Raw genomic sequence first — 7,438 nt, 5'->3', positions numbered from 1 at the left:
GCGCAAGGCCACGATTGGCAGGCGCATGCCCGCTGCATTCAGGATGGCGCGGCCTTTGCCCGCCCCCTCTTCCTCTTTGCCGTGCCGGAACCGGTCACCACCCTTGCCGGCGTGCCCGATGGCCCGCCCACCCGGTTCGAATGGCGACGCGTGGCCCACCGGGTCACCCGCGCCGAAGGGCCGGAACGCATCGCGCCCGAATGGTGGCGTGCGCCGCTTGGAGCCAGCCGCAAGACGCGCGATTATTTCCGCATCGAGGACGAGGCTGGCCGCCGCTTCTGGCTTTTTCGCGACGGGCTCTATGAACGCGATGAGGAAACGCCGCGCTGGTTCATCCATGGGGTTTTCGCATGAGCGCACAATCGCCAAACCCCATCCCTCTCGACAGCGGCTCAAAGGCCGACACGCCTGCAAAACCGCGCCCGGCGCCGCCGGAACCGGCCTTTGCCGAGCTTGGCGTCACCAGCAATTACAGCTTTTTGCGCGGTGGGTCGCATCCGCGCGAGCTGGTTGAAGAAGCCGCCCGGCTTGGCCATGCGGCCATCGGCATCGCCGACCGCAACACGATGGCTGGCGTCGTGCGCGCGCATGTGGAGGCCAGAGCGCGGAAGATCCGTCTCGTCGTCGGCGCCCGGCTGGTCATGCGGGACGGTTTCGAGACGCTCTGCTTCCCGACCGACAAGCATGCCTATGGCCGGCTGACGCAGCTTTTGACCGATGGCAACCGCTGCGCGCCGAAAGGCGAATGCCACCTTCATCTGGAGAACCTCGAAAAACTTGGCGCGGACCAGCGCTTCATCACCATGCCGGCTTATGATTTCGGCACCGATTTCGAGGAAAACCTGCGCCGCCTCGCCGCTCTCTTTCCAGGCGATGTGTTTCTGGCACTCACGCCCCATCGCCGCGCCAATGACGGCGCGCGCCAGCACCGCCTTGCCGCGCTCGCCGCCGCCTGCGGTACGCCGCTCATCGCCACCAATGACGTGCTCTACCACATACCGGCCCGCCGCCCCTTGCAGGATCTCCTCACCTGCATCCGCGCGCACTGCACCATAGACGAAGCCGGTTTCCGGCTGGAGCGCAATGCCGAGCGGCACCTGAAAGCGCCTGCGGAGATGGCTCGCCTGCTGCGCGGGCATGAAGACGCCATCGCCCGTTCCGTAGCGCTCATGGACGAATGCCGCTTCTCGCTCGATGAGCTGCGCTCCGACTATCCGAAGGAATCGAGCGGCGAGAGCGCCACCCCGCAGGAGGAGCTTGAGCGCCTCACCTGGCTCGGCGCAAAAGACCGTTTCAACGGCGTGGTTCCACCGAAGGTCGCGGGCATGATTTCCCATGAGCTGAAGCTCATCGGCCAGCTTGGCTATGCCGCCTATTTCCTCACCGTGCACGACATTGTGCGCTTCGCTCGCGCGCAGAAGCCGCCCATCCTGTGCCAGGGGCGCGGCTCCGCAGCCAATTCGGTCGTCTGCTATTGCCTTGACGTCACTTCGGTCAATCCCACCGAGATCGATCTTCTGTTCGAGCGTTTCATTTCCGCCGAGCGCGGCGAGCCGCCGGACATCGATGTCGATTTCGAGCATGAGCGGCGCGAAGAGGTGATGCAATATGTCTACGCCAAATACGGTCGCCACCGCGCCGGGCTTGCCGCCACCGTCATTTCCTATCGCACGCGCAGCGCCGTGCGCGAGGCCGGCAAGGCCATGGGCCTCTCGCCCGATGTGGTGGCCGCCATGACCGGCCTCGTCTGGGGCCATTCAGAAAAAACGCCGGCCCGCGAGCAGGTGCGCGAAGCCGGGCTCGACCCCACCGATCCGCGCTGCGCCAGACTCTGGTGCTCGTCAGCCAGTTGATCGGTTTTCCCCGCCACCTCTCGCAGCATGTGGGCGGGTTCGTGCTCACCCACTCGCCGCTCAGCGAGATCGTGCCCATCGCCAACGCCGCCATGAAGGACCGCACCATGGTGGAATGGGACAAGGACGACCTTGATGCGCTCAACATTCTCAAGGTGGATGTGCTCTCGCTCGGCATGCTCACCTGCATACGCAAGAGTTTCGATCTTTTGCGCGACCACTATGGCCAAGAGCGCACGCTCGCCACCGTGCCCCGCGACGACGGCCCCACCTATGCGATGATCCAGCGGGCCGACACGATCGGCGTTTTCCAGATCGAAAGCCGGGCGCAGATGTCCATGCTGCCGCGCCTGCGGCCGAAGAACTTTTACGATCTCGTCATCGAGATCGCCATTGTCCGTCCCGGCCCCATTCAGGGCGACATGGTGCATCCCTATCTGCGCCGCCGCAATGAGGAAGAGGATGTGGATTATCCCTCCGAGGCATTGCGTGCAGTGCTTCAGAAGACGCTTGGCGTGCCGCTCTTTCAGGAACAGGCGATGAAGATCGCCATCGTTGCCGCCGGCTTTTCGCCGGAAAAGGCCGACCGGCTGCGCCGCGCCATGGCTTCCTTCCGCCGCACCGGCACGATCGATCAATTCCGCGAGGATTTCATCAACGGCATGCTCGCCAATAACTACGAACCCGATTTTGCCGAGCGCTGTTTCAACCAGATGAAGGGTTTTAGCGATTATGGCTTTCCCGAGAGCCATTCGGCCAGTTTCGCGCTGCTTGCCTATGCCTCCTCCTGGCTCAAATGCCACTATCCGGATGTCTTTGCCTGCGCGCTTTTGAATTCGCAGCCCATGGGGTTTTACTCCGCCTCGTCCATCGTGCGCGATTTCCGCGATCATGGCGGCGAGACGCGCCCCGTCGACATCAACCGCAGCGACTGGGACCACATGCTGGAACCGGCCTCCAGGCCGGGTGCGATCCGCCATGCGCTGCGGCTTGGGCTGCGCCAGGTGGATGGCATCCGCGAGGCGGCGGCGCTGAAAATCATGGCCACGCGCGGCGCGGGCTTTGCCTCCGTGCGCGATCTCTATTTCCGTTCCGGCATCGATATGTTTTCGCTGCGCCGGCTGGCCGAGGCAGACGCCTTCCGTTCGCTCGGGCTCGACCGGCGCGCAGCCCTTTGGGAAGTGCGCGGCCTGAGCGGCCATCAGGGCGTGCGCGCGGCGGCGGAGGAACTGCCGCTCTTCGCCAGCAGCGGAAGCGCGACCGAAACCCCGCTTCAGGCTGAGGAAAGCGTCGCGCTGCCGGACCTTCTTGCCGGCGAGCAGGTGGTTGAGGATTACGGCACGCTTGGCCTTTCGCTCAAGGCGCATCCCGTTTCCTTCGTGCGCCGTCTGCTGGACAGGCGCCGCGTCCTGAAAACCCGCACCCTTGCCGAGACACCGGCGGACCGCTTCGTGCGCGTGTCGGGCCTTGTGCTGGTGCGCCAGCGCCCGGGCACCGCCAGCGGCGTCATCTTCATGACGCTGGAAGACGAGACCGGCATCGCCAACGTCATCGTCTGGCCGCGCGTCTTCCAGCGGTTCCGCCGCATCGTCTTCGGCGCGCGCATGGTGACGGTCGAGGGCATTCTGCAGAAGGAAAGCGATGTCATCCACGTGGTTGCACGGCGTCTCATCGACACGACGCCGGACCTGATGGCCGCCATGTCCGATCAGGGTGGCGAGACGCGGGATGAAAAGGCCGCCACCGCGCAAAATCTCTGGCGTCATCCGCGCGATGTGCGCGTTCTACCCAAGGGCCGCAACTTCCATTGATCAGGCCCCGCGCATCCTGCATTGCCAAGCTGCCCGCAGCCCGCTACTCCCGATGGGCAAAACGAACGGGAGGCACCTCATGATCCTTTGTTGCGGCGAAGCGCTGATCGACATGCTGCCGCGCCAGACAGGCCAGGGCGAGGCTGCATTTGCGCCCTATACGGGCGGCGCGGTCTTCAACAGCGCCATCGCCATTGCGCGCCTTGGTGTGCCGTGCGGCTTCTTTACCGGCCTATCGGACGATCTTTTCGGACGGGTGCTGCGGGAGAAACTCGAGGAAAGCCATGTGGATCTGAGCCTGGCGCAGGTTTCCAGCCGCCCCACCACGCTCGCCTTCGTGACCCTCGCCGACGGACAAGCCGAGTATGATTTCTACGACGAAGGCACAGCCGGGCGCATGATCGAGCCAACCGACCTGCCCGCTGTCTCAGACAATGTCTCGGCCTTGCTCTTCGGCGGCATCAGCCTCGTTTCGGAACCCTGCGGCTCGGCCTATGAGGCGCTGATGGCGCGCGAGGCCAAAAGCCGCGTCATCATGCTCGATCCGAACATCCGCCCCGCCTTCATCACCGATGCGGCCACCCACCGCGCGCGCATCGAGCGCATGGTGGCGAACGCCGACATTGTGAAGATTTCAGCCGACGATCTTGAATGGTTCGGAGAGACAGGCAGCACTGACGAAATTCTCACCCGCTGGCTGGAACGCGGCCCCAGCCTCGTCATCCTCACCGATGGCGGAAAAGGTGCAACAGCCTACACGAAATCGCAAAAGCAGTTCGTTCCGGCAACACCCGTCGAGGTGGTGGACACGGTCGGGGCCGGAGACACATTCAACGGTGCGCTTCTGGCGGCCCTTGAGACGGCAGGGCTTCTGACGAAGCAAAAGATCGCGGCGCTCGACGAGGCGCAGATTTCCAAGGCAATCGCTTTCGCCTCCCGCGCCGCCGCCGTCACCGTGTCGCGCGCGGGGGCCAATCCGCCATGGAAGAATGAGCTTCCAGTGGGTTGATCAACCCGCGCCCTCAGCCACGAAAGAGGGGCTCACAAAGGCTTCCAGCCCCTCCCCGTCCTTCGGTCCGTAGGTGAGCGGCGCGCCATCGAGCGTGCGCGCCATGCCGCCTGCCGCGCGCAGGATCGCATCGCCTGCCGCCGTGTCCCACTGCATGGTGCGGCCAAAACGCGGATAGAGGTCCGCATCGCCCCGCGCGATCATGCAGAACTTTAGCGACGAACCGATGGAAACCGTCTCGGCATCGGGATAACGGGCGATGAAGGCGCGCGTTTCGTCGGTGCAGTGCGAGCGGCTGGCAAGAATGGCGGGCGGTGTCCGGCGCGGTCGCGCCCTTATCGCCCGCCGCTCCTGCGGCTTTCCGGCCACCACCGGAATTTCAAACGCGGCACCCGGCCGCGCTGAATAAAGTAGATCGCGTGCCGGCGCATAGACAACACCCGCCACCGGCTCGCCATTGCGGATCAAGCCGATATTGACGGTGAAATCGGGACGCCGCGCGATGAATTCGCGCGTGCCGTCGAGCGGATCGACCAGAAGAAAATTGCCGTCGCCGCAGGCCGGAATGACGCCGCCGGACGCAGCCTCCTCCGAGACGCACGGCGTTCCCAGCCCCACATTCCTGAAACCGTCGAGGATCACCTTCTCCGCTGCGCGGTCGGCCGCGGTCACAGGCGTGTCGTCGGCCTTTTGCTCCACCTCGAAACCCGCTTCATAGTGCTGCATGATTGCGGCACCCGCCGCCAGCGCCAGTTCCTCAAACAGCGCCAGAAGCGCTGCGTCGTCCTTCATCATACCCATGGGCCAGTCAGTCTTTCCACTCAAGTCATCGGCAACAGCCGCAGATCAGCAATAGCCGCGTTCCTTGAGCCAGGCCTCGACCTCGTCGACCAGCTCTTCCGGCGCGCGGGCCGTCGTCTCGATGTGGATATCAGCCCTTTCCGGCGTCTCATAGGGGGAATCGACACCTGTAAAGTTCTGGATCTCGCCATTGAGCGCCTTGGCGTAAAGCCCCTTCGGGTCGCGCCTTGCGCATTCCTCGAAGGGCGTGTCCACGAAAACCTCCACGAATTCGCCTTCGTTCATCAGCTCGCGCGCCATGCGCCGCTCGGCCCTGAAGGGCGAGATGAACGAGACGAGCACGATCAGCCCGGCATCGGCCATCAGCTTCGCCGTTTCGGCCACGCGGCGGATGTTTTCCACACGGTCCTCGTCGGTAAAGCCCAGATCCCGGTTCAGCCCGTGGCGAATGTTGTCGCCATCCAGAACATAGGTGTGGCGCCCGGCCGCGTGCAGCTTCTTTTCCAGCAGGCTGGCGATGGTGGATTTGCCGGAGCCGGAAAGCCCCGTGAACCACAGCACCGCCGGCTTCTGGTGCTTCAGCTCCGCGCGCGACTGGCGCGTCACGTCGAGCGCCTGCCAGTGGATGTTGGCCGCGCGCCGCAATGGCCGCTGGATCATGCCCGCCCCGACCGTCGCATTGGTCAGCCGGTCGATCAGGATGAAAGCGCCCGTGGTGCGGTTGTCGCTGAAAGCATCAAAGGCAATCGGCGCCTGAAGCGAGAAATTGCACAGCCCCACCTCGTTCAGATCGAGCTGGTTGCCGCTTCCTCGGCGAAATTGTTGATGTTGCGGCGATGCTTCAGCTGGCTCACCGTGGCCGAGACCTCATCCGTCTCGGTGCGCAGAATGTAGGAGCGCCCCGGCAGAAGCGGTTTTTCATCGAACCACACCAGCGTGGCGGAAAACTGGTCCGCCACATGCGGTCGCGCCTGAGGCGTCACCAGCATGTTGCCGCGCGAAAGCTCCACCTCGTCGTCGAGCAGAAGCGTCACCGCCTGCCCTTCGGATGCGACCTCCAGATCGCCATCCTGCGTGACGATGCGGCGGATGCGCGTCTGCTTGCCGGATTTGGCGACCGACACCCGTTCGCCGACGCCGATCCGCCCCGAAGCAACCGTGCCGGAAAATCCGCGGAAATCAAGGTTTGGCCGCGAGACATATTGCACCGGAAAGCGGAACGGCTTTGCCTCCGCCTCGGCTTCGATGTCCACCGTTTCCAGATGCTCCAGAAGCGACGGCCCCTCATACCAGGGAGTCTTGCCCGACGAGCGGATGACATTGTCGCCATAGCGGGCCGACAAGGGGATCGGCTGGATTGTCTCGAAGCCCAGTTCCTCGGCGAATGCGCGATACTCCGCCGCGATGCGCTCGAACACCGCCTCGTCGAAACCGACAAGGTCTATCTTGTTCACCGCAAGCACGATGTGGCGGATGCCCAGAAGCGAGGCGATCATCGAGTGCCGGCGCGTCTGCGGCAGGATGCCCTGCCGCGCGTCCACCAGCACGATGGCCACATCCGCCGTGGATGCGCCCGTCGCCATGTTGCGCGTGTACTGCTCATGGCCCGGCGTGTCGGCAACGATGAATTTGCGGCGCGGCGTGGAGAAAAAACGATAGGCCACATCGATGGTGATGCCCTGCTCGCGCTCGGCCTCCAGCCCGTCGACCAAAAGCGCGAAATCGATCTCGTCGCCGGCCGTGCCGTGCTTGCGGGAATCGTTTTCAAGCGCTGCCAGCTGATCCTCGAAGATCAGCTTGGTATCGAACAGCAAACGCCCGATCAGCGTCGATTTGCCGTCATCCACCGACCCGCAGGTCAGGAAGCGCAGAAGACCCTTGTTCTCCTGCCTGGCCACATAGTCGCGAATATCGACAAGAACATCGTCTTCTTCACGCAGAAGCGCTGTGTTGGCGGTCAACAT

The 7,438-nt window shown here is 64.1% G+C and carries 2 protein-coding genes and 3 pseudogenes; 3 read left to right on the top strand and 2 right to left on the bottom strand.

The window, feature by feature from the left end; all coding sequences use genetic code 11:
* The 3 genes and pseudogenes from JCM21793_RS29505 to JCM21793_RS14620 all read left to right on the top strand — a co-directional run.
* Window positions 1-354, top strand: a pseudogene (locus tag JCM21793_RS29505) (Y-family DNA polymerase); the annotation flags it as partial.
* A pseudogene (locus JCM21793_RS31525) lies at window positions 351-3,664 on the top strand (error-prone DNA polymerase). The pseudogenes JCM21793_RS29505 and JCM21793_RS31525, both read left to right, overlap by 4 nt.
* A 79-nt stretch (window positions 3,665-3,743) precedes the next feature.
* Entirely contained in the window at window positions 3,744-4,673 is a 930-nt protein-coding gene (locus JCM21793_RS14620; RefSeq protein WP_025030845.1) for a carbohydrate kinase family protein, read from the top strand.
* Here the strand turns inward: JCM21793_RS14620 and cysQ are convergent, their stop codons facing one another.
* Both cysQ and cysN read right to left on the bottom strand, forming a co-directional pair.
* Complete coding sequence (gene cysQ / locus JCM21793_RS14615; RefSeq protein ID WP_025030844.1) at window positions 4,674-5,474, bottom strand: 3'(2'),5'-bisphosphate nucleotidase CysQ; 801 nt, start codon at window positions 5,472-5,474, stop codon at window positions 4,674-4,676. It lies immediately after the preceding gene.
* Window positions 5,475-5,519: 45 nt separating this feature from the next.
* Window positions 5,520-7,438, bottom strand: a pseudogene (gene cysN, locus JCM21793_RS26160) (sulfate adenylyltransferase subunit CysN).

This window comes from Nitratireductor aquibiodomus NL21 = JCM 21793, assembly GCF_000615975.1.
In the GTDB taxonomy this organism is placed as follows: Bacteria; Pseudomonadota; Alphaproteobacteria; order Rhizobiales; family Rhizobiaceae; genus Nitratireductor; species Nitratireductor aquibiodomus.
This window is presented reverse-complemented; position numbering and strand designations above follow the sequence as displayed.